Annotated in this window: 22 protein-coding genes and 1 pseudogene; 4 read left to right on the top strand and 19 right to left on the bottom strand. The window is 48.2% G+C overall.

All coding sequences use genetic code 11. The features are described from left to right. Window positions 1–115: 115 nt before the first annotated feature. Window positions 116–1,504: a 23S rRNA (uracil(1939)-C(5))-methyltransferase RlmD gene (rlmD, locus tag ABS784_RS10345; protein WP_023633793.1), complete on the bottom strand. Its 1,389-nt coding sequence runs from the start codon at window positions 1,502–1,504 to the stop codon at window positions 116–118. A 254-nt stretch (window positions 1,505–1,758) separates the two neighbouring features. On the opposite strand from rlmD (ABS784_RS10345), the gene ABS784_RS10340 reads away from it, so the two are divergent. The 3 genes from ABS784_RS10340 to ABS784_RS10330 all read left to right on the top strand — a co-directional run bounded on the left by ABS784_RS10340 (window position 1,759) and on the right by ABS784_RS10330 (window position 2,955). Then, window positions 1,759–2,184 (top strand): SRPBCC family protein, encoded by a 426-nt coding sequence (locus tag ABS784_RS10340; RefSeq protein WP_013522911.1) that lies wholly within the window; start codon window positions 1,759–1,761, stop codon window positions 2,182–2,184. Continuing rightward, window positions 2,147–2,518 (top strand): ArsR/SmtB family transcription factor, encoded by a 372-nt coding sequence (locus ABS784_RS10335; protein ID WP_062898352.1) that lies wholly within the window; start codon window positions 2,147–2,149, stop codon window positions 2,516–2,518. The genes ABS784_RS10340 and ABS784_RS10335 overlap by 38 nt, the downstream gene beginning before the upstream one ends. An 89-nt stretch (window positions 2,519–2,607) precedes the next feature. After that, entirely contained in the window at window positions 2,608–2,955 is a 348-nt protein-coding gene (locus tag ABS784_RS10330) for a hypothetical protein (RefSeq protein WP_023633795.1), read from the top strand. A gap of 411 nt (window positions 2,956–3,366) precedes the next feature. On the opposite strand, the gene ABS784_RS10325 is transcribed toward ABS784_RS10330, so the two are convergent. From ABS784_RS10325 to ABS784_RS10270, 12 genes and pseudogenes are all read right to left on the bottom strand, one after another. Next, the gene (locus ABS784_RS10325; RefSeq protein WP_352512407.1) at window positions 3,367–4,836 is read right to left on the bottom strand and encodes an alanine/glycine:cation symporter family protein; all 1,470 of its coding nucleotides are present in this window, start codon (window positions 4,834–4,836) and stop codon (window positions 3,367–3,369) included. Between the two features lie 381 nt (window positions 4,837–5,217). Further along, a complete protein-coding gene (locus ABS784_RS10320; protein ID WP_014194840.1) occupies window positions 5,218–5,382 on the bottom strand; it encodes a hypothetical protein in 165 nt (54 codons plus the stop codon). A 121-nt stretch (window positions 5,383–5,503) separates the two neighbouring features. Then, the gene (locus tag ABS784_RS10315) at window positions 5,504–8,845 is read right to left on the bottom strand and encodes a DEAD/DEAH box helicase family protein (protein WP_352512404.1); all 3,342 of its coding nucleotides are present in this window, start codon (window positions 8,843–8,845) and stop codon (window positions 5,504–5,506) included. A gap of 43 nt (window positions 8,846–8,888) precedes the next feature. After that, window positions 8,889–10,070, bottom strand: a complete 1,182-nt coding sequence (locus ABS784_RS10310) for a restriction endonuclease subunit S (RefSeq protein WP_352512402.1) — start codon at window positions 10,068–10,070, stop codon at window positions 8,889–8,891. Between the two features lie 9 nt (window positions 10,071–10,079). Next, a complete protein-coding gene (locus ABS784_RS10305; RefSeq protein WP_352512400.1) occupies window positions 10,080–11,537 on the bottom strand; it encodes a type I restriction-modification system subunit M in 1,458 nt (485 codons plus the stop codon). A gap of 798 nt (window positions 11,538–12,335) precedes the next feature. Then, window positions 12,336–12,533 (bottom strand): hypothetical protein, encoded by a 198-nt coding sequence (locus ABS784_RS10300; protein ID WP_227016103.1) that lies wholly within the window; start codon window positions 12,531–12,533, stop codon window positions 12,336–12,338. 12 nt (window positions 12,534–12,545) lie between these two features. Then, window positions 12,546–12,713: a hypothetical protein gene (locus tag ABS784_RS10295; protein ID WP_023633335.1), complete on the bottom strand. Its 168-nt coding sequence runs from the start codon at window positions 12,711–12,713 to the stop codon at window positions 12,546–12,548. Window positions 12,714–13,100: 387 nt separating this feature from the next. Continuing rightward, window positions 13,101–13,226, bottom strand: a pseudogene (locus ABS784_RS10290) (DUF4351 domain-containing protein); the annotation flags it as partial. A 37-nt stretch (window positions 13,227–13,263) separates the two neighbouring features. Beyond that, window positions 13,264–14,637, bottom strand: coding sequence for a 23S rRNA (uracil(1939)-C(5))-methyltransferase RlmD (gene rlmD, locus ABS784_RS10285; RefSeq protein WP_352512398.1), 1,374 nt, complete (start codon window positions 14,635–14,637; stop codon window positions 13,264–13,266). A 77-nt stretch (window positions 14,638–14,714) separates the two neighbouring features. Next, complete coding sequence (locus ABS784_RS10280; protein WP_047817736.1) at window positions 14,715–15,635, bottom strand: diacylglycerol kinase; 921 nt, start codon at window positions 15,633–15,635, stop codon at window positions 14,715–14,717. Between the two features lie 142 nt (window positions 15,636–15,777). Beyond that, window positions 15,778–17,295: a flotillin lipid rafts scaffold protein FloT gene (locus tag ABS784_RS10275; protein WP_011229845.1), complete on the bottom strand. Its 1,518-nt coding sequence runs from the start codon at window positions 17,293–17,295 to the stop codon at window positions 15,778–15,780. A 21-nt stretch (window positions 17,296–17,316) separates the two neighbouring features. Beyond that, window positions 17,317–17,856 carry an NfeD family membrane protein gene (locus ABS784_RS10270; protein ID WP_023633337.1) on the bottom strand — a complete coding sequence of 180 codons (540 nt, stop codon included), beginning with the start codon at window positions 17,854–17,856 and terminating at the stop codon, window positions 17,317–17,319. Between the two features lie 213 nt (window positions 17,857–18,069). Between ABS784_RS10270 and ABS784_RS10265 the strand changes: the two genes are divergently transcribed. Continuing rightward, the gene (locus tag ABS784_RS10265) at window positions 18,070–18,936 is read left to right on the top strand and encodes an Rpn family recombination-promoting nuclease/putative transposase (RefSeq protein WP_011229843.1); all 867 of its coding nucleotides are present in this window, start codon (window positions 18,070–18,072) and stop codon (window positions 18,934–18,936) included. Between the two features lie 136 nt (window positions 18,937–19,072). Here the strand turns inward: ABS784_RS10265 and ABS784_RS10260 are convergent, their stop codons facing one another. The 6 genes from ABS784_RS10260 to ABS784_RS10235 all read right to left on the bottom strand — a co-directional run bounded on the left by ABS784_RS10260 (window position 19,073) and on the right by ABS784_RS10235 (window position 22,858). Continuing rightward, a complete protein-coding gene (locus ABS784_RS10260; protein ID WP_011229842.1) occupies window positions 19,073–19,462 on the bottom strand; it encodes an Mpo1-like protein in 390 nt (129 codons plus the stop codon). Beyond that, window positions 19,459–19,974: a hypothetical protein gene (locus tag ABS784_RS10255; RefSeq protein WP_223812544.1), complete on the bottom strand. Its 516-nt coding sequence runs from the start codon at window positions 19,972–19,974 to the stop codon at window positions 19,459–19,461. Before ABS784_RS10255 ends, ABS784_RS10260 begins: the two co-directional genes overlap by 4 nt. A 125-nt stretch (window positions 19,975–20,099) precedes the next feature. Further along, window positions 20,100–20,846, bottom strand: a complete 747-nt coding sequence (locus tag ABS784_RS10250) for a hypothetical protein (RefSeq protein ID WP_236620403.1) — start codon at window positions 20,844–20,846, stop codon at window positions 20,100–20,102. 36 nt (window positions 20,847–20,882) lie between these two features. After that, the gene (locus ABS784_RS10245; protein ID WP_023633339.1) at window positions 20,883–21,119 is read right to left on the bottom strand and encodes a hypothetical protein; all 237 of its coding nucleotides are present in this window, start codon (window positions 21,117–21,119) and stop codon (window positions 20,883–20,885) included. A gap of 120 nt (window positions 21,120–21,239) precedes the next feature. Then, entirely contained in the window at window positions 21,240–21,581 is a 342-nt protein-coding gene (locus ABS784_RS10240; RefSeq protein ID WP_031212124.1) for a zinc ribbon domain-containing protein, read from the bottom strand. A 71-nt stretch (window positions 21,582–21,652) separates the two neighbouring features. Then, window positions 21,653–22,858 carry a S1C family serine protease gene (locus ABS784_RS10235; protein WP_352512393.1) on the bottom strand — a complete coding sequence of 402 codons (1,206 nt, stop codon included), beginning with the start codon at window positions 22,856–22,858 and terminating at the stop codon, window positions 21,653–21,655. Window positions 22,859–22,988: the final 130 nt, after the last annotated feature.

The raw sequence follows: 22,988 nt of genomic DNA, 5'->3' as shown, positions 1-22,988 counted from the left end.
AGGTGGGGCATAGGTTGCACATCTATCCCTGTAAATGATTTCTATTTGTTTCAAAAAAGGATGGCAAAAGCAATAAATCCCGTTTCTCCCTATCCGAGAAACGGGATTCCTTCCATCATGATCCCCGAACAAGCAACGCACAGCACTCGACATGGGCCGTATGCGGAAACATGTCCACCGGCTGGACGGTTTTCAATGTATAGCCGAACGAGACTAGCTCCGTAATGTCTGACGCAAACGTCTCCGGATTGCACGAGACATACACAACCCGCTCCGGCCGCGCCCGGCCGATTTTGCGCATCACCTTCCCGCCCGCCCCCGAACGTGGAGGATCCAAAAGCAGCAGCTCCGGCCGCCCGAACTGTTCCAACACTTCATCAATCCCGCGTCTTGCATCCCGAGCCAAAAAGTACGTATTATCAATGCCGTTGTCCTTCGCATTTCGCTTCGCCGACTCAATCGACGTTTCAACAATTTCAATGCCAGCTAACGCTTTGACCCGTTTCGCAAATGGCAGGGAAAACGTCCCGACTCCGCAAAAGAGGTCGATCATGTTTTCATGAGGCTGCGGTTTGCCCATCTCCAACGCCAGTTCAACCAATTTGGCCGCCTGCACTGGGTTTGTTTGAAAAAACGTATCAAACCAAAGGCGGTAGCGGAAGCCGCACAATTCATCGTAAATGAAATCACGTCCGGCCAACACATGGGTTTGTTCCGCTTGGGTGCGGTCCGCCCACGCCCGATTCTCGAGCCAAAGCAAACTTTTCACTTGCGGGAGCATTTTGGTGATCCGCTCCGTCAAATCGGCCGCCGCTTCTTTCAGATCCCCTTCCGGCGCCTCGGTCGCAAAGAGCGCCACCATCACCTCTCCTGTCGCAAACGACTCGCGCACCATGACGTGGCGAAGCAGCCCTTCGTGGGTATCTTTGTGATAACCAGGCAGCTGATGATCGCGCGCCCAACGCGCCACCTCCATGGCCGCTTTGACGATCTTCTCGCCGGCAATGAGGCATGTCTCCAACGAAATGACTTGCCGGAAGTTCCCTCGCTCGTGCAGTCCAAGCAACCCTTCCGGAGAAAACGTAAACTCCATTTTATTGCGGTAATGCCACGGATGTTCCATGCCAATCGTATCGCGGACAACGCCAGGGTCAAATCCGTGCTCTTTCAAGAGCGTCTTGACATGCTCCGTTTTATGGCGCAGCTGCCCTTCATAGCGCCAGTGCTGCCAGACACAGCCGCCACAGCGGTCAAAGTGCGGACACGAAGGCGCAAGCCGTTCCGGATGCGGCTCAATCACTTCTTCCAACCGCGCCTGAACTCTGCGCCGTTTTGGCTCATCGACAACGACTCGCACCTTCTCACCGGGAAGTGTAGACGGAATGGCGAGTTTGAGCTTCTTTCTCTTTCCGTCCTCTTCACGCCAAACGACGGCTTGTCCAATTCCTTTTTTATCCAACTGATGAACTTCTGCCACAAACGAATGTTTCGTCACACCGCCCAATGGTTTCCCTCCTTTTCGAAATGAATCGGCCTTATTTCATTCTTGAGTGTATTGTGCACTTTGTCGCAACGGACTTATGCTTGGCGGAAACATACGTTTTTCATTATAACAAGGAACGACTTTCATTGAAAACGGCAGAACATCATTCCCGATCGATGGGAGCTGCATTCGTTTTCATTTGCTTTTAACACTAAAAGGTGATATATTTATTTTGAAACCTATTGGTGTCATATCCAGTGAATGGAGGAGTTCTTGTGGAAACCAAGCAAACATTGCCGGAAATCCGCAAAACGATTGTGCTGAATGCCCCCATTGAAAAAGTATGGAAAGCGGTGGCGACCTCCGAAGGTATTGCGGCGTGGTGGATGCCCAATACGTTTGAGCCGATTTTAGGTCACCAGTTTGTTTTGCACGCAGGGCCATTCGGCGATTCGCCATGCAAAGTGACAGAGCTCGATCCACCTAACCGCTTGGGGTTTGACTGGGGAAAGGATTGGCACCTTACGTTTGAATTAAAAGCATTAGAAGACGGAAAAACAGAATTCACCCTGATCCATTCCGGATGGGATGCGGACAAAACAACCGAATTTGGGCAGCCTCACACAGTCGTTCGCAAGATTATGGATGACGGGTGGGAGAACATTGTCAACCAAAAACTTCCTGCATATCTCAAAGGATAAACGGACCGTTTCCGTGCCAAAACACGATGTGTTTCACGCCATCGCCGATCCGACTCGCCGCCAGATGTTGCAGCTGCTGGCCGACAACGAGCTGTCGATCGCCGCGATTGCCAAATCGTTTCCGATCAGCCGTACAGCCGTCAACAAGCACCTTCATATCCTAGCGGAAGCAGGTTTAGTGAGCCGTCGAAAAGCCGGGCGCGAAACGAGGTACAGATTCAATCCCGAACCCTTCGCCGAATTGAAAACATGGCTTTCCTTCTTTGAACAGTATTGGGATGAACGGCTTGCGGCTCTCAAGCATTTGGTGGAAGCGGATGAGGAGTCATCATGATGACAAAAATCGCATGGATTCACGGGGGCGCAAAGGCGGTTTCAATGACGACGAACAGCTGCATCTTATAGAGGAAGGAGAACGGGAAGATGGATCCTTTCATCTCTTGCCCGCAGTGCACGAATCCCATTACTGTTAAAGATGTCATGCATTTTTCTTCGCCTTGGACCATGAAATGCCCGTATTGCGATGTGAAGCTGAAAGAAACGAGAATCACGCCGTTTTTGCTGCTGGCCGCAGCCGGCATCGTCCCGTTGTTTCTTTTCCTGACAGTCCAAATCAAGGCGTTTGCAGCAGCTTATTGGCCCGTGGTCGAACACGTGCCAACAATCATCGTGTTTCTCGTCACACTCTATCCCATTTATTGGATGTATGAGCGGGCAAACGCCATCATTCTGTGTAAAAAGGGACGCTTTCAGGTGAAGAAAAAAGAATGACCGCCGAAAAAGGAATTCATAGAAAAAGGGTCTCTAGAAGGCTGATGGAAAAACAGTTGTTTCCCTTGATTGATGGGGAAACGTGCGAAAAGCAAAACCGACGCGACAGGTTTCTCTACTTAAGAAACGATTCTAGGAAACGGTTGCACTAGCAAATCACCGCTCTCCTAGTGAATCGATGGTAATAGAAAAAGGGTGTCCCAAAAGCAACGGGACACCCTTGACTGCTAGAAGACCGGTGAACAATCACCTCACCTTCACAGCAAAACGTTTTTTTAGGAAAGCAAAATCAAACGAGGCAAGACTCCTCCGCTTCAGGAACGATCGGTTTCGCGCCGTATGCTCTCAACACCACCAACCTCACCAACGTACGGTGAACCTTAGACATGGATGGCTGCAACAAGGCGATCATCATAAAGCTTCCTTTTTCTTTTCTCCGGCTTTCTTATACCCATTTTCCCAGAACGCCGCGTTTTTGATTCCGTATTTTGACGCATTGAACTCTGGATCTTTGCCTTGCTTCAGCTGTTCTTCGTAATCTTTTAAGGCCATATAGGCTGGTTTAAACAACAACAGGATCGCAATCAAGTTGAGCCAAACCATGATTCCAAGCCCGATATCGCCCATCGCCCACGCCGTCGTCGCCGTTTTGACCGTTCCATAGAACGTGGCCGCCAAAAAGACGAGCTTCAAGGCAAAGAAGGCCGTTCCCCTCTTTTCACTGCGCACCAAATAGGCGAGGTTCGTCTCGGCAATATAGTAATACGCGTACATCGTCGTAAACGCGAAGAAGAACAGAGCGATCGCAATAAAGGCCGACCCGAATCCCGGGAAGAGCGTGTCCACCGCCGCCTGCGTATACCCTGCGCCCGGCTCCACTCCTTTCAAATGAACCACAATCGGCTCGCCTGTTTTTTCATTGATCACATTGTATTGACCCGTAAACAAAATCATCAGTGCCGTCGCCGTCACGACCAAGAACACGTCCAAATAAATCGAAAACGCCTGCACAAGCCCCTGCTTGGCCGGGTGGGACACTTCCGCCGCCGCTGCCGGGTGGGCGCCCGTCCCTTGCCCCGCTTCATTCGCATAAAGGCCGCGTTTGACCCCCCACATCACGGCCGACCCAAGAATTCCACCAAACACTTGATCAGCGCCAAACGCGCTTTTGAAAATCAGGCCAAACACATCCGGGACTTTCTCAATATTCACCGCAATAATCGCAATCGCGACCAACAAATAGCCAACCGCCATAAACGGAACGACAATTTCCGCCGTTTTGGCGATCCGCTTCACTCCGCCAAAAATCGTAAAGCCAAGAACGGCAATCACGAAAATTCCCGTCACCAATTTCGGAATGCCAAACGCATTCGAAAACCCATCCGCGATCGAATTCGCCTGAATCCCCGGCATCAACACCGCCATGGAGAGAATGATCGCCCCGGCAATCACAACCGCAAACCATTTCCAGCCAAGGCCCTTTTCAATATAAAAAGCCGGACCGCCGCGGTACTGTCCGTCTTGTTCCTCTTTATAAATTTGCGCCAGCGTCGACTCGACATACGCCGTCGCCGCTCCGATAAAGGTGATGACCCACATCCAAAAGACAGCGCCCGGCCCCCCGTACGCAATCCCCGTCGCCGTCCCTGCCACGTTCCCAACGCCAATGCGGCCGGACAACGACATCGTCAACGCCTGGAAAGAAGACACCCCGGCCTCAGAGCCCTTCCCCGTCGTCACAAGCCGGATCATCTCTTTCACGTGGCGGATTTGCAGGAAGCGGGTGCGAATGCTAAAATACAAACCACAACAGACAATAAAAGCAATTAAGAAAGGGCTCCACAGCCACCCGTTCACCGTTTCCACGAGCTTTTCAATCAATCCAATCCCTCCTATGCCAGCTGATTACTTTTGTTGTATAACACATAACCAAATAATATTATAAATACTACACACTTCTGCTTCAATAATTTTTTTATATATCATTCTTTTCTGCATTTTCTTTATATCCCCTACACTTTTCCTTGTGCAAAAAAATGAATCACTTTCTTCGTTGTTTTTTTAAAATAACTACCAAACCAAAAAATGGTAGATGAAGCAAGGCGGGTGAACCCGCCCTGAACGGCCGCCTCCCCTTGCAGCAGGGTCCCAGTCCTTGAGGCCTTTAAGCACGAGCCCCATCTTCTCCGAATGATTCCCTCCCGAAGCGCCGCAAACGCAAAGCCGAACACACAGAACAGCGTGTTCGGCTTTGGCTTTCCGTTACATATAACCGATGAGAAACACGACAAAACCCGCTAATCCGACCGATGCTATGAAGAGACCAAAGGCGATCCGTTTGGCGGCTTTGCTCTTTTGGACAACGCCATACACGAACAACACGATCGACATGATCAACAAAAGCAAAATGAGAGACGAAATGCTCACGTTCAGCGCTCCTTATCGTGCACTGCCCCTAGGAAAGACAGCGCATCTCCATCCGTGCCATCACAACCAGCGATTGATCCATTCCCGCGAGAACCTCTTCCCGGTTGATGCCGCCCATCGCTCACGCCCCCGCAATTTCTTCCGAATTCCGGTTGATCCCATCGATAATGCTAATGATCCTCCGCGCGTCATCCATGTTGTCTTGAAAGAGTTCAACAATGCTGCCAACGGTTTTGAACGGTTCTTCCTGCAGCACCCGCTTGTCCATGACTCCGTTTTTCACAAAGTAATCGATGATCAATTTGACAAAACGGCTTTGTTGGATGTTCAATCGTTCGCTTGATAAAAATTCGGAAAACGCTTCGTTGGCGGCCTGTGGGTCAAGGCCGACGATTTGGCGGACGAGCTTTGTAATCGGCGTGTCTCCGAATTCTCTTTGATAATCTTCCTGTGTGCCAAGCTCATTCCAAAGAATATGTTCCAACGTTTTTACGTCTTGGACGGTTAGCTTTTTATTATTTCGCAGCTTGTAAATGGCCATCTGGTCGCGGTGTTCGTGCAGATAATGTTCCACCTTTTTCCGATAATTTTTCAGATCATTGACATTAAACATCGGGCCGTTTTCTTTGACCTCTAAAATTTGGTCTTTAAAGTTCGTATAGTAAATTTTTTGCGTTTCTTTTTCAAGGAATTTCACTAAATCACGCAACGCTTCGCGAACGGCTTCCAATTCGAAAATATCGGCTTCGCTCCAAAATTCTTCCGTCTGTACTTTTTCAATAATGTATTTTTGTTCCATCACTTGAGGAATTGAACCGAGCTTAGATAACGCCTCTGCGGTGCGAATCACACTCCGAATCGGCTTTGTGGCATTTTTCGTTTGCAGCTTCGCCAATTCGATCGTGTACATGAGCAAATCAAAACGTTTCGCCAATTCATCATCGTTTAGCGGAACAATCAGCGGCGAAATATGTTCTTTGATTTCATTAACATCTATCGCTGTTAAGGAGTCCCATTTAGCCCGGTTTTTAAACTTGTGTACGTATTGAATATGTTGGCGTACGCGGAAGTTTTCTTCGTTTAACTTATTGATTTCCGCCAGCACCTCGTCAATCAATTCATTGCGATAGGCAATATACTCTTCTTCTTGGTATTGTAAATGTTGCAGTTCTTTAATGATTTCGATTTTGGCATTAAATAGACGCTCCGTTAAGCTTTCCACCGCTTTTCCTTCGATTCCTTTCGGATTTTCCCGGAAAAACTCAAAGTTGCCGCAATAGTCAAAAATAAGGAAATGCGTTTTATCTTTCCCGACTCCGAATAAGTCTTTGCATAAACGGGTCCCGCGCCCGATCATTTGCCAAAACTTTGATTTGGATCGTACTTTCTTGAAGAACACAAGATTGACGACTTCCGGAATATCCACTCCCGTATCGAGCATATCGACCGATACGGCAATCTGCGGCCATTTGTTGCGGTCGGAAAAATCATCGATTAATGTTTGGTAGTAGTTCACGCTGTAATCAATGACCCGTGCAAAGCCGCCCTTGTATTCAGGGAACAATTGATCAAAGCGCTCCACGATTCGTTCCGCATGGCGATGGTTTTTCGCAAAAATAATCGTTTTGCCGAGTTTGTCTCCGCCTTCGACGCGAATTCCTTTTTCCATTAAATCTCTGAGTACCGTATCAATCGTATCGTCATTAAACAGCCATTCATTTAACGCGGCACTGTCAATATCCTCACCTACTTCATCATCAAATGTTTCTTCATATCGTTCTTTTTCTTCATCAGATAGCTCATCGTAATGAATGCCCTCTTCAAGAAATTTAAGCTTTGTTTCAATGGTACGATAATCCACTAAATAGCCATCTTGAACCGCTTGATCTAACTCATAGGCATAGGTCGGCACACCGTTTTCTAAATCAAACACTTCATACGTATTGCGGTCAATTTCGTCCTTTGGTGTGGCGGTAAGCCCAAGCAATATTGCGTCAAAATAGTCAAAAATTGCTCGGTACTTCTTATAAATACTGCGATGGGATTCATCGACGATAATTAAATCAAAATGCCCGACGGTAAAGAGGCGTTTGCCGTCTTTTCGTTTCGCTTCGTCAATCGCGTTCATCATTGTCGGGTACGTCGAAAACACCATGCGGCTTTCCTCTGGATTGTCTTTGTTATCGAGCAAATTGCAAAGCGTCAAGTTCGGCAGCAAATGGCTAAAGCTGTTTTTGGCTTGCGTTACAAGCGTTTTGCGGTCCGCTAAAAACAAAATATTTTTTACCCAATTGTGGCGAGTGAGAACATCGACAATCGAAATCGCCGTCCGGGTTTTGCCGCTCCCCGTCGCCATGACAAGCAATGCTTTGCGCCGTTTGTTCTCAAGCGCGTCACAGACTGCTAACACCGCTTCTTTTTGGTAATAGCGATTCGTAATGTTGTCATTGATTTGCACATTTTTTAGCGGCTTCTTCATCGTCCGACGATCAATAAGCAAGCTTAATTCTTCCTTATTGTAAAAGCCGGAAACTCTCCGCGCCGGATAGTTAAGGTCGTCCCAAATATACGTTTCAAAACCGTTTGTGTAAAAAATAATCGGACGTTGGCCGTGCATTTTTTCAATACAGTCGGCATATAGCTTGGCTTGTTGCTTTCCTTTGTTTGGGTCAGCGGTTGTCCGTTTCGCTTCGATAACCGCAAGCGGCTTCCCGTTGTCGCCAAAAAGGACGTAATCCACATAGCCGACTCCTTCTTGATTTGGCATGCCAACGACAGGATATTCCACAATAACGTCCTTTTTAAATTCCCAACCCGCCAGCTTCAAATCTAAATCAATATATTTCTTTCTTGTTTCCCATTCGCTTAGTTCATCGACTTGGAAGTGATATTCTTTTGTATTCGCTTCCCGTTTGGCGGTGAGAAGGGCGCGAAGCTGTTCGTTTTCTTTCATCATCTCTTCAAGACGCTTGTCTTTGGAACTTAGCCGTTCGTATAAATCTTTCAATTCTTCCGGACGCTCGCGCTTTTCCTCGCCGATTGGCAGCAATAATTCGTCAAAGTCCGTAGCCGTATATTCATCTGAATAACAATAATCAATCCAAGACACAAACTGATGAAGATTATGCAGGGAAAGAATCGCTTCTTCCCTCGTAATCATCGAGTTCGTATGAACCGCGACATTTCCCAGTTTGACAATGTAACGCAACAACGGCAACAAGTCTTCATCAATAATGGACAAAAAGACGTTGTCATGAATCAAACTGGAAAGATTATCTTGATACGGAACTTTCAAAGCGCTGTCAAAGCTGTACACCCACTTAACGGCAAGTTCCAGCGCACGGCGCGTCAAAATCGCGCACGTCGCCGGACTCACAACCAAACTTTTCTCCGCCTCTAAACACGCATTCGTAAAGCTCTCATAATGAGGCTTGCCTACTAAAAACTGAAAGTTGGATAACAACAAATCCCCCTCCCTCGACCAACACGAATTCCTTTTACACTTACTAATCGTTGAATAATTCTCCCTTAAATGCACGTTGCATGAGGGAATTGAAGTTTTTTTCTAACTCGACTAATCCTTTTTTAAAAAGTTCTCTTTGAGATTCTATTTTTTGTACAATCTCAGCGAATTGATCTTGGAGTTGTTTTGGAGGTATATATATTTTTATTGATTTTAGTTCCTCAGCATTGATATTTGCCATCCCTACGATATTTTTAGCCATTGAAAATAAAATACTTTTTCCGTACTTCGAGTTTAAGTACGCAGATATAAACTCGGCATTGGCTTTTTCATTTGGAATTAACTTCACTAAATATCCTGCAAAGGCCATTGGTTTTTCGAAGCGATACACAGCTGTTTTTCCTACTAGTTCTTTACTATTTGTTCTATTAAATAAAAGCTCTCCTTTATGAACCAGATATTTTTCAACTTCCTTATCATCTAAATCAACGTATTTAAGATCTGTGAGATCCCAATGTCCTTCATACGTAATATTGTTCATTCTCAATATAGGATATTTCCCTGTATCCTCGCTTGCTTTTTTGCTTGTACCATATTGTGTTTTTAGAGCTAAATCCTTTATAAAACCCATTGGCCATTTCTTAGGATTAGTAGCTGGATCCCCAAACATCTCTAAAAACACACTTTGCGTTAACTGGTCTAACGCTTCAATTTGAGCTTTTCGTTTGTCGATGAGTTCTTGGGCTTTATCTAGTACAGAAACAATGCGCTTCTGTAAGTCTATACTAGGGATTGGAATTACAACTTCTTTTAAAAATTTAAAATGACGATTATATCCTGTGTCTGGTATATTCACTGTGCGAAGATAATAATAAATGTATTTCGTAAGAACTTCTTCCTCCGAGAATACATTTTTTAGTAGTTTTACACCATCTGCGCCTATAAATATAGGAAAATCAATATACTTTAATATTCTTGTATGATCACCAAATATGATTAATGGAGATTTATCATAGATACCGTCTCCATCATTGGTAAAACCAGCAATATAGTCTTTTCCCTGATCAATAATTGGATAACTTCCTTGTGCAAGGTATTCCTCTTTTTTTATTTTTTTTGCATTCTTAGTTTCATCTCTTAAAACATCGCTAAATTTTAATAACTTCCAATTAGGATTTTTTTGCAAACTTCTTAAAGATTTCTTGTCCTGATATTTACTAAACATAGCATCACTCTATCCCTTTATTAAGTTTTTTAATTCCTCTAATCCATTTATAATTTCTTTTTCCAAGGCTTCCACTTTTTCAAGTATCACACTTGGCGCTTCATACTCCACTTCTTCATACTCAATCTCTTTATATTTGTTAATCGAAAGGTCATAGCCATTTTCACGAATTTCTTCCACCGGCACAAAGAACGATTGCTCTGTCCGTTTCCGATCTTTTTCTGCTTCACGGTTATGGAAGCGCGCAATGATGTCCGGAATGTCGTTGTCTTCAATCGGGGTGCGCTTGTCATCCAATGAATAGCCATCCGCTTTCATGTCATAGAACCATACTTGATCCGTTCCGCCGACGCCTGTTTTTGTAAAAATCATGATCGCCGTAGAAACCCCGGCATATGGTTTAAATACGCCGCTTGGCATCGAAATAATCGCTTCTAATTTATGATTTTCCACAATTTCTTTGCGGATATCTTTATGCGCCTTCGAGCTGCCGAACAATACCCCATCTGGCACGATGCAGGCACAGCGCCCGCCCGTTTTTAAAATCCGCAAGAATAACGCCAAGAATAAAAGCTCTGTCTTCTTTGTTTTAACGACTCTTAATAAGTCGCTGGAAACGGCTTCGTAATCCAACGAGCCTTTAAACGGCGGATTGGCAAGGACAAGGGTGTATTTGTCCTTATCTTTGTTTTGTTCCGACAAGGAGTCGCGATATTCGATATTCGGATTTTCAATGCCATGGAGCATCATGTTCATCGCGCCAATCCGCAGCATCGTGCGGTCCATGTCAAAACCGTAGAACATATGGTTATTAAAATGCTCTTTTAAACTTTGCACTAAAAATAAGTCGCTGCGATGTTTACGCAAATACTCTCCTGCCGCTACTAAGAAACCTGCGGAACCTGCGGCTGGATCGACAATAATATCTTCCGGTGTCGGTTTGACTAACTCTACCATCATCTTGATAATATGACGCGGTGTGCGGAATTGCCCGTTCGTACCTGCTGTCGCGATTTTGGATAGCAAATATTCATATAAATCCCCTTGTAAATCACGGTCTTTCAGCGGGAGCTTATCAATGCCGTCCACAATTTTGGAAAGCATTTGCGGCGTAGGAATCATAAAAATTGCATCGCTCATATACTTGGCATATGCGGAATTTTTATTGCCATGCAAGCTTTTAATAAAAGGAAATACTTCCTTAGATACAATTTCATACATTTGGGAAGCTTCTAGATTTTTAAACTTGCTCCAACGCAAGTGTTGTTTATCTTCAGGAAAGATTCGTTCAAACTCAATTCCTAATAAAGCAGCCTCTTGTTCTCTTTGGGTTTCAGCTTCATCGAGGCCTTTAATAAATAAAAGGTATGTAAATTGCTCAATGACCGTCAACGGATTTGTTATCCCGCCTGTCCAAAACGTTTCCCATATTTTATCGACTTTATTGCGCAATTCGCCTGTGAGCATGCCTATGTACCTCCTTGTTATTTCCACTCTCCATTATATACTGTTTTCGGCGCAAAAAAGGGAAGAAAAATAAGTTTTATGCCTGCTGATGCTCAGGAAGACGGAAGGTGGCTTTCGTGGTGGAACGGAGAAACTCCCTCTTCGCTTTGCTTGAAGTGGGAGTCGTTCACAATAACCGTTTGAGGAACGCTTGCAAGTGTTGTGGATTCTCAATAGGATTGATTTGACATTCCACACGCCTAAAGGCGTGGGATTCTTGGGGCGTTCGCGTCCTCATCCCTTTCGGGTTCGGACAACGCCCAAGTTTGGGGCTGTGTCATCAGCCCGTCCCATCGGGTTAGCATGTACCCCGATGGACGGCGCGCCTGTGACCAGTGCGCTAGGTTAGGCGCTCAAACCCGAAATCGCTTTGGCGATGTTGATGGCGCCATTCAAGTCAGCGTGGGATGGCGGGCATCATTTCACCTCCTCCCTTTTATCTTGCAAACAGGAGAGAGGGAATATCGATCTAACAAATGCTATATATAAGTTGCAATAAAGAATTTCTGATTGTTCGTTTCTGTTTTACCTCCATACAAGTCGACTTTGATATAACGTGGCGAGTGATCGGCTGGATGGAAAATAAAATTTCAACTTATACTATCACTCAAAAAATCGTAATTTACAATATTCACTGTAAACTCTTTCAAAGTCATCAGGATGCAATGTGCCACGTTTATTAGTCTCATTAAATACAGATAATGGAAATATCCTGAATTTTTCGCATCTTGCCCATGATTTTTTCGTTAATCCCGCTTCCTAATAATACTGAATCTCAATTCGATATTGATCATGTATGGTGGGAGGAGCTTTAGGTCCTTTTGATGTTATTTTGATTGCAACGGCAGCAGCAATATTATGTTCTATCTCCACAATAAGAACCGGGCGAAATTTTCCGCCCGGTTGATCTTCGAAGCCGAAATAAACATCATAAATATCTCCAGGCTTGACGTTCATTATGATCCCTCATCAATCTTCAAACCATTCCAAATCATCTGGATCATCAGGATTCAAAAGAACCCGGCCTTCATCATCTGTTTTAAATACTTTTACTTTGCCGCTTTCAATCAATGATTGAAGACTTGGTTTTTTGATTTCTGTTGCTGGAGTCATGTCTTCACGCTCCTTTTTCTTCATTTTCCCACCACCTAATCAAGAATGTAGGTGGTACCAGTATATCCATAGGGAAAACAATTTAGAATGATGGATTTTGGACAAACTCTACAAGTTCTTATCATTATTATATCTGGAAAAGGGAAGACAGTAAACAAACATATATCTCAATGACGCAAAGAAGAGAATAAATCAATGAAGAGGAATCACGTCTTATCATGATCGCAATACATATCATTTCAATATTCACAATATCATCATAGCCTATTTACCTCTTTTTTGATCGAAAGACTCAATGATTGACATCGTGTCTTTTCACATTCAAAAACACATCAATGAATATAAGGGATAGGCGCTGACACATGGGATATGAACCTTTTGATTTTTAAGTTAACATAACTCGTCTTATAGGACTTTACTTACTAAGGCGGCAACCGGATTGTCATGGCGGATGTACTCCTGCCACGGCAGTTTGCGCAATTCCACCGTTAGAAAGCGGAAGTCAAGAACAGTAAAGAACGGAAATTGGATCGTAAATTACAAACAACAGGGCCGGATCAACCGGCCCGTTGCCTTATCTCAACTGAATCTTCGCCACACACTCCACATGCGCCGTATGCGGAAACATATCGACCGGCTGGACTTCGATCGTTTCGTAACCGCCGTCTTCTAGAATGCGCAAGTCGCGGGCGAGTGTCGCCGGATTGCACGAGACGTAAACGACGCGCGGCGGCTTCATGGCGATGATCGTCTCAAGCAGCGAGGCGTCGCAGCCTTTGCGCGGCGGGTCGACGACCAAGCAGTCAGCGCGGATGCCTTCTTGATACCAACGCGGGATGACGTCTTCGGCGGCGCCGACTTCGAAGGTGACATTTGTGATGCCGTTCAGCTCGGCGTTGCGCTTGGCGTCTTCGATCGCTTCGGGAACGATTTCGACGCCGTAGACATGCTTCGCTTTTCTCGCTAAAAAGAGCGAGATCGTGCCGATGCCGCAGTAGGCGTCCATGACCGTCTCCGATCCGGTCAACTCAGCGTACTCGAGCGCTTTGTCGTACAGCACTTTCGTCTGTTCCGGGTTAACTTGATAAAACGAGCGGGCCGAGATGGCGAATTGGATGTCGCCGATGCGATCGGTGATGTATTCGCTCCCCCATAACACCCGCGTTTTGGCGCCAAAAATGACGTTCGTCCGCTCGGGGTTGATGTTTTGCACGATCGATGTCACGTCCGGGATTTCACGGACGATGGAGCGAACGATCTCTTGTTCATGCGGCAAATGGTTCGTGCGAGTGACAAGCACGACCATCACCTCGCCTGTTGCCGCGCCGTAGCGGGCGACAATATGGCGGAGCACGCCGCGATGGGCGAGTTCATCGTATGACGGGATGCCGTAGCGCTCGACGATCCGTTTCACCGCTTGGACGACGTCATCGTTTTTCTCTTGTTGAATGAGACAGGCATCCATATCGATAATCTCATGGCTCCGTTCTTTGTAAAAGCCCGCCACCAAGCCCCCTTCGCGCTCGCCAACGGGCACTTGCGCCTTGTTTCGATACCGCCATGGGTTCTTCATCCCGATGACGGGATGGACGGTGACGCCTTCTAGCTTGCCGATGCGGGCGAGCACTTCTTTCACTTGCTTCTCTTTCGCCTTCAGCTGCCCTTCGTAGCTCAGGTGCTGCAGCTGGCAGCCGCCGCATTGACGATAGACAGGGCACGGGGGCTCGATGCGGTCGGGGCTCGGTTCGTACAGCTCGATAAGCCGGCCGTACCCGTAGCCTTTTTTCACTTTGACGACTTTTACGTTCGCCCGCTCGCCGGGAAGCGCGTGTTTCACAAACAACGGAAAACCGTCGACTTTCGCCACCCCGAGCCCGTCGTGGGTCAAATCCGTGAATACGACGTCATAATATTCATTTTTGGCGACTGGTGCTTGCTGCTTGGTCATGTCCGTCTCCTTTCTGTCGATCGGTTTATACCGTTAGCGTTCCCTTATTGGCTTAGAGGCATAAGAAAAGAACAGGCTCATCTTCCTGTTCTCACTTGTTCCGCCTTGTCTTTCGGCATGATGACTTCCAAATGGCGGTACAAATTGACAAATTCCCCTGGAAGCATGCCCCCGAATTCGCCGTCTAAGTTTAGCTGCATCGGCGACCGCACCTTCACCCGGTTCGCTTTCGTGTAAATGATATGCGGGTCGTTGATATGCTCGCCGCGCGCGGCGAGCGTGACAAGGCGAATGAATTCGGCCAAGTTCGTTTTTTTGACGATGATGAAATCGAACAGACCGTCATTGAGCGACGAATCGGGCGCCAGTTTTTCAAAACCGCCGACCGAGTTCGTGAGCGAAACCAAAAACATCATAATCTCGCCTTCAAACAGTTTGCCGTCGTACTCGATTTGCGCTTCGGTCGCCTTGATGGACGGAAGCATCTCGATCCCTTTTAAGTAATAGGCCAGCTGGCCGAGCATCGTTTTCAGCTTGCTTGGCACTTCGTAGGTGAGCTCCGTCAGGCGGCCGCCGCCGGCGATGTTGATGAAATAGCGTGTTTTGTCTTCGTTCGTCACACAGCCGATGTCAATGGGTACGGGCTCGCCCGTGGCGATCACCTCGCACGCCCCTTCGATCGAGCGCGGCACGCCGATGGCGCGGGCGAAATCGTTCGTCGTCCCAACGGGAATGACGCCCAGTGTCGGCCGATGCGGCTGATCGGCGATGCCGTTGACGACTTCATTGATCGTTCCGTCGCCCCCTGCGGCGACAACGAGATCAAATTCCCGCAGGACGGCCTGGCGCGCTGCTTCCGTCGCATCCCCCGGCCCTTCGGTGGCGTGGCACGACGTTTCATAGCCCGCCTTTTCCAACCGCACGAGCACATCAGGCAAATGGCGCTTAAACAGCTCCCGCCCTGATGTCGGGTTATAAATGATTCGAGCTCGTTTCATCATCCTCAACCTACTTCCTTTTTTCCATTCCACTCGTTCCCATCATAGCGAAACAATGCTTAATACGCAACTCCGAAGAATGTCGCAAGTATGACCACGAAAAAAGCGCCCTTCGTTCGATCAAGGGCGCCGCACACCATGTTCATGACTGGCTCGCATTCGCCTCTTCGGCAACGGTTGGCTTGGCCGTGACGGCCGATGATGCACCGCTTGTCGTGAGATTCTCAAGCAGCTGCTTCACATCGATGCCCGTCGAAGCTTTTAACGTCTCCTGCAAGCTCGCCATTAAGTTCGTCGCATAGCCCGTGACACGGTTGGCGCCGCCTCCTGCCCCTGAGCCAGTGTCGACGATCGTCAGCTTCTCGATGTTCGCAAGCGGGCTCGCCACTTGTTTTGCATATTCTGGAAGCATCTTGATGATCATGTCGAGCACAGCGGCTTGGCCGTAGCGCTCAAACGCTTCGGCGATTTTTTGTTTCGCTTCCGCTTCGGCGAGACCTTTCAGGCGGATAATTTCCGCTTCTGCCTCCCCTTTTGCTTTCTCGGCCTCGGCTTTCGCCAGCCCGTCGAGACGGATGCGCTCCGCTTCCGCTTTCGCCAGCGTTTCGACGCGGTATTTTTGCGCATCGGCTTCGGCGATTTGCTTCGCCTTTTCCGCCGCCGCTTTTTGTTCAATCGCATAGCGTTCAGCGTCGGCTTTTTTCTTCACTTCCGAATCGTACTGGCGCTCGCGGCGCAAAATTTCTTTTTCTTCCAGCTCGATTTGTTTTTGCCGCTCGATGATTTTAATTTGCATTTGTTGCGCCATGACTTCCTGCTTCGCCTTCGCTTCTTCGAGGTGGTACGCCTGATCGGCGCGCGCTTTGGCGATGTCTTGCTCGCGGCGGAACTCAGCGAGCTTCAACTGGTTGATTTTCTCCGCCTCCGCGATTTCCGTCAGCCGCTCGAGCTCCGCCTTGCGCGCTTCCTTGTCTGCTTCAGCCCGCTTGATGCGCGTCTCTTTTTCCGCCTCGGCCGTGGCGATGTCAGCATCGCGCTTCACTTGGGCGATGCGCGGCTTCCCGAGCGCATCGAGGTAACCGTTTTTGTCGCGCACGTCTTTGATCGTGAACGAGACGATGACAAGCCCCATTTTCGCCAAATCTTGCGAGGCGACACGCTGCACTTCTTGCGAAAACTTGTCGCGGTTTTTATAAATTTCTTCAACCGTCATCGACCCGAGAATGGAGCGAAGATGGCCTTCAAGCACTTCACGCGCTTCGTTTTCCATGTCTTGACGCGTTTTGCCTAAAAACTGCTCGGCCGCAGTCGCGATTTCGCCAATCGAGCTGCCGACTTTGATGATCGCCACCCCGTCCGCCATCACGGGCACGCCTTGTTCCGTATACACTTCCGGCGTTTGTACATCCAATTTGATCGACAATAAACTAAGCGGCTCGGCCTGCTGGAAAATCGGCACGACGAACGTGCCGCCGCCGCGGACAATTTTAATTTTGTTTCCCGATTCGTCCACGTGGACGTTTTTGCTTCCTAAATAGCTGCCAGTGACAATAAGCGCCTCATCCGGCCCGACCGTGCGGTAGCGGGCGATGAAAATGGCAATGAGTCCGACAAGAAGCAGGACGACGACACCAATGACAATCAACCATGGCGCAACCATGACAGGTCCCCTTTCTTTGTTTTAGATGGAAAGGTGATACGGATCGTGCCTCGCCACCACAGCGACGCCGTTTTCCATTTGTACGATGATGACCTCTTCCCCTGACGGAATGGCCTCATTATTTGCGCTTTTCGCCGCTTTGGCCACCGCGCCGCTTTTACGGGAGATGAGAATTTCGCCCAACCCGTCAGGCGGCACCGAGACGATCACTTTAGCAAGCGCCCCCTCCAAATCGGCGTCCGTATACCCAAGCGACGCCTCGGCCGAGCGGAGCGGCAAAAAAACGAAAAAGTGCAAAAGCAACACGGCAACAAGCGCCACCCCAATGCTAAGCCAAATGATAGAACCTGATGCCCAATCCGTATACATTTCCGCCAACAGCCCGACCGCGCTGCCGACGATGAAAAATGATAAAATGAGCTGCGGGCTGAACAGCGGATGATCGGCTACATCGAACAGGCCGTCAAGCACGTCGCTGAAGAAAAAATACAACACCGTCAGCAGCGCACTGACCACCAACACCGCTCCGTATACGACTTCAGGCGGATGACCGAACCACATCCCCCTCCCCTCCTTTCCCGTCAATGATTCATACGGCCGAAGCATCAGTTGGTTTCATCATTTTTCCATCAGCATCAAAATTCGACAGCATTTCTCTTATTTCCTGTCTTCGAACAAAAAACTTCTGTGAAAAAGCTGTGATCAGGCAGGATTTTGCCTTGCATGGATCGAATAAAACAAATGGGAGTTCAAAAATAAATAGGGAGGGAGACCATGTCAGAAACGCGCATTGACCATGATCGCCTGTTTAAAGAGTTGTTAAGCACGTTTTTTGAAGAATTCGTTCTCCTCTTCTTCCCGCGCGTATACGAGCATGTTGACTTTAACCATCTTTCCTTTTTATCAGAAGAAGTGTTGACTGATGTTACTGCAGGGGAAAAACATCGAGTCGATCTATTGATCGAGACAAAGCTAAAAGGGGAAGATGGACTGATCATTGTCCACATCGAACACCAAAGCTACATCCAACCCGCTTTTTCGGAGCGAATGTTCATTTATTTCAGCCGTTTATTTCAAAAACACCGCCGCCGTATTCTTCCGATCGCTATCTTCAGCTATGACGCCATCCGTAATGAACCTTCCTCTTTCACTGTGGAGTTTCCGTTTTGGGCTGTTCTCGATTTCCGTTTTTTGGCCATCGAATTGCGCAAACTCCCGTGGCGCGAGTACATCCGCCATGACAACCCGGTCGCCGCCGCCCTGTTAAGCAAAATGGGGTATAATGAAGATGAGAAGGTGGAAGTGAAAAAGGAATTTTTGCGCATGCTCACCCGCCTCGAGCTCGATGAGGCGAAACAGCGTCTGTTGTTCGGCTTTTTCGAAACATATTTGCGGTTATCGGATGAAGAAGAAATCCGACTGCGAAATGAGGTGAATACAATGGAGGAGAAGGAGGCTGCCAAAGTCATGGAACTCATCGTTTCATACGAGCAGAAAGGCATGGAGAAAGGAATGGAGAAAGGAATGGAAAAAGCAAAGATGGATGTTGCGAAACGAATGTTGGCAAAAGGATATGATGCCGACACGATTCATGAACTGACCGGGCTGCCGCTTGAAAAGATTGAACAAATGAAGAAGTAATGCGGGGACAAGGGCCTTTCTCCCTGATATTTCATCCCGGATTGTCGTCGTCCTTCGATCCCTCAAAAGCCTTGAGGATCGACGACAATCACTGATAGAAGAAATCAGTCGGGAGAAAGGCCTCTCAACGTGATTCTTATCCATTTTGGCTGACATCCCGATCCTCTGAAAGCCCAATCCGCTCAAGCTCACGCCCCAAGCGTCCCGCAAGCATCAGCCCGTACATGTGAAAATCAGCTCGAAGCGACCAAAGCGGATGGCCGAAGGTGGCGGGTTTGTTTCCTTCGATGAAAAAGTGGCTGAACCAAGCGAGCGTGTAGGCGGCAATCGGCGCGCCAAGCAGCCACCATGCGTTTCCCGTTACAGCCGCGATGATGATGAACAAAAAGACAAAGCTCGTTCCGACAAAATGCCAGCGCCGCGTCGCTCGTTTGCGATGCTGGGTCAAATAGAACGGCCAAAATTCTTCATAGTCTCGGAATTGTATGTCCCTCTCCCCCCTTGCCGTCATCTCCTGCACTATCATTGTATTTCATCCATCACGTAAAATGTCTGCAAGTTGTGCTTTTGTTTCGGCACAGTAAACTTGGCGGCAAGTTGGGCCGTACGCAGCTGGAAGATGTTCATTTCTCCTGCATTGTCCGCCTTGTTCCCCTCCTGCGGCTCGAACAATATATACACATAATCGCCGTGAAACCGTGCTTCCCAGTACACAGAAGGCAGTTCATGCTTTTCGATCAGCTTGAACTGATCGTTCAAAGCAATCCACCCCGACTTTTCCCTCTGGACATAGCTCACCCACAGCGCGTCTCCTTTCACTTGGAGCTGATCGAATCGTGTTTCCTCTTGCCCCATGTCCCAATATGTCACTCGCCATGAATGCGGATCAATGATTGTGAGACGAGGTTTCGTGGCGATGACAAGGTAGTTGCGGAAAGCCGCCATCGATCGGGCGGAGGAAGTGAGCAACGGAATTTCTTTCACGACCTCACCGCGTTGATCGATCACATACAATACGCCTTGTTCCTTTTCAATCACATCGGCGAACACATAGAAATACGGCGCTACGTGCAAAACTTGAAGAACGTAGGGAGGGAATCGTTTAGAAAATAACAATTTTCCCTCTTTTCTTACTTCTAGTTTATTGGTTTTTACATCTTGGTTCAGCGAACGAATATCCCACTCTCCCTCCAATGAGGCAAAGGAAAGAGGGCTGGAGACCGCTTTTGATCGACAACCGTCCATGTGTCTGGATTTAGTCGATACACATACTTTCCTGTATAATCGGACCACAACAACAGTTCCTTTGTTGAAGAAGCGGGCGAAAGGTGAGAGATTCCAACTGCTTTCAGCGTCACCACTTTGCGCACATGATGTTCGTCCGCCTCCACGATATATGACTCCCGCTCCAACGGGTGAGAATACAAAAAGAAAATACGCGCTGACGGACCGTGCGGCAAATGAGCGTTGGACGGTTCGTACGTCCGCACCGAGGAGACAACGGAATTGTCAATGTTCTGCACCCAATATACGATGACAGGCGCGGCTGCCGCCAGCACAACCCATATCCATCTCTGCCGCTTCCACCAAGCCTGCCCTTCCTTTTTACCTCCTATGCGCTGGACAAGCAATCCCCAGTACCATACGATGTAAAGGAACAACGCAAGCGACAGCCACGCCCACCATTGCCCTTCGATAAGGGATTGCTGCCAATAGTCGAACGGATCGACACCGACCCTGGCGATCGTGTGAAAATTGTTCAGAAAAAAGAGCGGCACCGCAAGCACCGCAGCGAGCGAATACAAGCGGCGAACCGTTCCTTTCACCAGCATCACCACACCGGCGAGCAACGTCGCGGTGCACATGAGGTAGTACAACATTGACATCCATAGCGGTGCACTTGGGCCCATGTTGAATCCCCTTCCAGCCTTGATGGTTGTAATGTTCTATGAAATGGAGCACGTTTCCTTCTTTATGGAGAGATTTTCCCCCTGATCAACAGGTTCATTGATTAAATTTCTGATTTCCTGACGCTCTTCTAGCTGTTTCTTGTCCATTTCTTGTTCCATCTGGAGTTTTACCTTATCTGCTTTCTCCCCCGAATCAGCATACGTCAACGAAACACCCGATGTGTAAATGAGGCTCAAAGCGACAAGTGGAGAGAGCAAGGCAGATTTTTTCATAAAATACAAACACCTCCGTTAAATGAATATATTTGTAATTAAAATTCTATTAGAAATTCAAAAAAAAAAAAAAAAAGAGTATTTATTACTAATGGAAAAATAGTCATATATTCACAAAAATTAGAGGGGACGAACACTCTCCCATCTGCGCTCACGCTTAGAGTTGGGGAATTCTTGGAAATACCCGCCCCACGGCAGGCTGCCAGCCAAGCCGCCCCCGTGCGTCCCACGGTTCGGCTGCCTTGTGACGACAGCAAACGAAGCCCTTCCTTCAACATCATTCCGAGCGGCGTTATGATCCGGGTCATGGTGCGCCCTGCATTGCGGGCGCACCCACTCTCGGACATGCAGCGGCTGCGCGTCGTCATGCCAGCTCTCGCAATATGAGCAGACTCGATACAAAGTGCTGACGACACGGATCAACGTACAGCCGTCTCCTTTCGCTTTATACTCCAGCATCATGAGCAAGCGCTCCACACGAAAATGAAAATCGCCTCTTTCCAGCCGCTTCGGCTGAAAAGAGGCGCTGTTTCTTACGATTGGCTGCTGTCTCTCGCTTTTAAGGTGACCGATACGGTCGTCTCAAACCCATCGCGATAGATCGTCAGTTTGATGCGATCGCCCACCGATGTTTTCGTATACAAATATTTACGCAAGGCGCTGACGCTGTCGATTTTGTCGCCGTTGATGGCGACGATGACGTCTTTTGACTTCAACCCGGCATCGGCCGCCGGCGAGAACGGTTCGACCGACGTGATGGCCGCACCATATGTCACGTTGGACGGCAATTTCAGTTCATCAGCGCGGACTTCATCGGACAAATCGGCCACATCGACGAGCTGGACGCCAAGGTACGGGCGTTTGATTTTGCCGTCTTTCATGAGCTGTTCGATGATCGGCTTGACGTTTTCGCTCGGGATGGCAAAGCCGAGCCCTTCGACGCCCGTTTCCGCGATTTTCATGCTGTTGATGCCGATCACTTGACCCGCGCTGTTAATGAGCGCCCCACCGCTGTTGCCCGGGTTGATTGCCGCATCCGTCTGGATGACGTCAATCTCCCAGTCGCCCGCTGAGGTGGACACCGGCATCGTCCGTTTGCCGCTGACGATGCCTTCCGTCACCGTCCGCGACAAATCAAGACCAAGCGGGTTGCCGATGGCCGCCACGGGTTCGCCGATTTTTACCTTCGACGAGTCGCCGAAGCTCGCCACTTTCGTTACGCCATTGGCTGGGATTTTCAAGACGGCGAGGTCAGTGAGTGCATCCGCGCCGACGATGTCGGCTTTCACTTTTTTGCCGTTCGGGAGCGCCACCTCCACTTTGTTCGCTCCTTCAATGACATGGTTGTTCGTCACAATGTAGGCCACATTGCCTTCTTTTTTAAAGATGACGCCCGAACCCGTTCCCGCTTCAGTATCTTGTGCTTGATCAGAGAAAAAGTCCACTTGCTTCTGAATGTTGACGACCCCGACGACCGCATCGGCCACTTTGTTAATGGCGTCAATCATATTCGTTTTGACGTTCGCCGTCGGCTGCAATGGCAGCGCCTCGCTTTTTGCGGTCGTTTCCGCCGCTTCCGTTTGGGAATGGGTTTCCCCGTAAATCCATTTCGGCGCTACATACCATGTCGCCGCGCTGCCGATCACCGCTCCAGCGACGGAAGCGGCAAGCCACGATACGAAGCGGCCGCGGCGTTTCGGCTGCGGAGTGGGTGTTGGTTCAAATGGCATCATGTCCATTTGTCATCTCCTCCTTTTCCTCTTCGCCTATCATCATAACCATGGAAAGTGAAAAAATGGTGAAATTCCTTCCCTTCCATTAGCGAGCGAAGCCAAGCACACAGCTTTTTCACCGTTTTTTCACGGATGT

The sequence above is a fragment of the Geobacillus sp. G4 genome (assembly GCF_040327975.1).
Classification (GTDB): domain Bacteria; phylum Bacillota; class Bacilli; order Bacillales; family Anoxybacillaceae; genus Geobacillus; species Geobacillus thermoleovorans.
This window is presented reverse-complemented; position numbering and strand designations above follow the sequence as displayed.